This window comes from Enterobacter cloacae complex sp. 2024EL-00227 (genome assembly GCF_043945315.1).
GTDB classification, from domain to species: Bacteria; Pseudomonadota; Gammaproteobacteria; order Enterobacterales; family Enterobacteriaceae; genus Enterobacter; species Enterobacter roggenkampii.
In genome coordinates this window covers 1-1,397 of the sequence record NZ_JBIMQP010000060.1, presented here as the reverse complement: position 1 = coordinate 1,397, position 1,397 = coordinate 1, and the positions used below count along the sequence as shown (strand labels likewise).

General features: G+C 48.8%; 2 protein-coding genes. One reads left to right on the top strand and one right to left on the bottom strand.

The window, feature by feature from the left end; genetic code table 11:
* A partial coding sequence (locus ACHH0Z_RS25535; RefSeq protein ID WP_081054066.1) for a hypothetical protein occupies positions 1 to 183 on the top strand: 183 nt, incomplete at its 5' end.
* Between the two features lie 100 nt (positions 184 to 283).
* Here the strand turns inward: ACHH0Z_RS25535 and ACHH0Z_RS25530 are convergent.
* Positions 284 to 1,306: an IS110 family transposase gene (locus tag ACHH0Z_RS25530; RefSeq protein WP_000156887.1), complete on the bottom strand. Its 1,023-nt coding sequence runs from the start codon at positions 1,304 to 1,306 to the stop codon at positions 284 to 286.
* Positions 1,307 to 1,397: the final 91 nt, after the last annotated feature.

Here is a 1,397-nt window from a genome sequence, read left to right as displayed (position 1 = left end):
TTTGGATATCGAAAATTATTGTACTATAAGGACTTCCCCGGCATGTCAAAGCCGGTATTTATGGTTTCTGTCTGCTCTTCAGTAAAAATAAAGGGGAGAGACTGCGGTACTATAAACGGCCATGATGAATCGTCATCGATTCGGGCCCTGATGAAAGACGCGCGTGAGGTTCTTGTTCGTTAAGCGGATACGTATATCCTGTACAATAGCCAGATAGGCCTCACGGGGTCTAACCCTTTATCATCAACGAATTGCAGGTCAGATGGTTATACAGCTTCGAGCTTTAGTTGACTGAGTACAGCCGGAAATCATCACCGTAATGTAGTGATGCCCAACACAGCCGCGCATTTTTGGCGGCGATGGCCACAACAGCCCGCCAGTACCCTCTGCGCTCAACCAACATACAAACCCAACGGCTGAATGAGTCAGTCCTTTTCCCGGCGCCAATAAGCACTGAACGAGCCCCCTGAACCAGAAGCGTTCGCAGATACGAATCACCGGCTTTTGTGATCCTGCCGAGTTTCGACTTTCCCCCGCTGCTGTATTGTGATGGCGTCAGCCCCAGCCAGGCTGCCAGTTGACGTCCATTTTTAAAATCATGTGCATTACCGATACTGGCGACCAGTGCACAGGCCGTTGTGGGACCAACGCCCTTTAGCTCCATCAGCCGCTGACTGCGATGATCTGTTTTGGCTATGTGGGACAAAATTCGGTCATATTCAGTGATGTTAGCTTCAATGCGATCAACGTGTTCCATCAAATCATCAACACATTGCTGAACCTGAAGCGGTAAAGAGCTCTTCTGCACAGAAACCATGTGGCGCAGGGCATCAGCACTTTGTGGCGCGATGACACCGAATTCAGATATCAATCCTCGCAGACGATTATACGTTGCTGTTTTCTCTTCGATAAAACCCTGACGGGTACGATGTAAACACTGCATGGCCTGCTGGCTTTCGTCTTTCACTGGTACGAACCGCATATGCGGACGACGAACAGCTTCACAGATAGCCTGAGCATCAGCTGCATCATTTTTTCCTGATTTTCCGGCCATACGATAAGGCGATACAAACTTAGCAGCCATCAGACGTGGCTCATGACCATACTGCCGAAACAATCTTGCCCAGTAGTGAGCCCCGGAGCATGCTTCCATCCCGATAACACAGGGAGGCAAACTTGCAATTAACTCAGGAAGTGCAGCACGCGATACTTTAGGCTTAACCAGAACAGTTCTACCATTTTGATCAACACCGTGAACAGCAAACACATTTTTAGCAAGATCGATACCGACAGTCGTGATAGTCATAACGAATTCCTCCGGGACGATGTGTACCCCATGATTGCACAAGAGTTAATCAGGCGCATAATCAGGGGAAGTCCCTTCCATTCGTTAAGGT

Excerpts from the sequence above, each read along its gene's own strand:
- ACHH0Z_RS25530 (WP_000156887.1), bottom strand. The coding sequence starts at position 1,306 with ATGACTATCACGACTGTCGGTATCGATCTTGCTAAAAATGTGTTTGCT.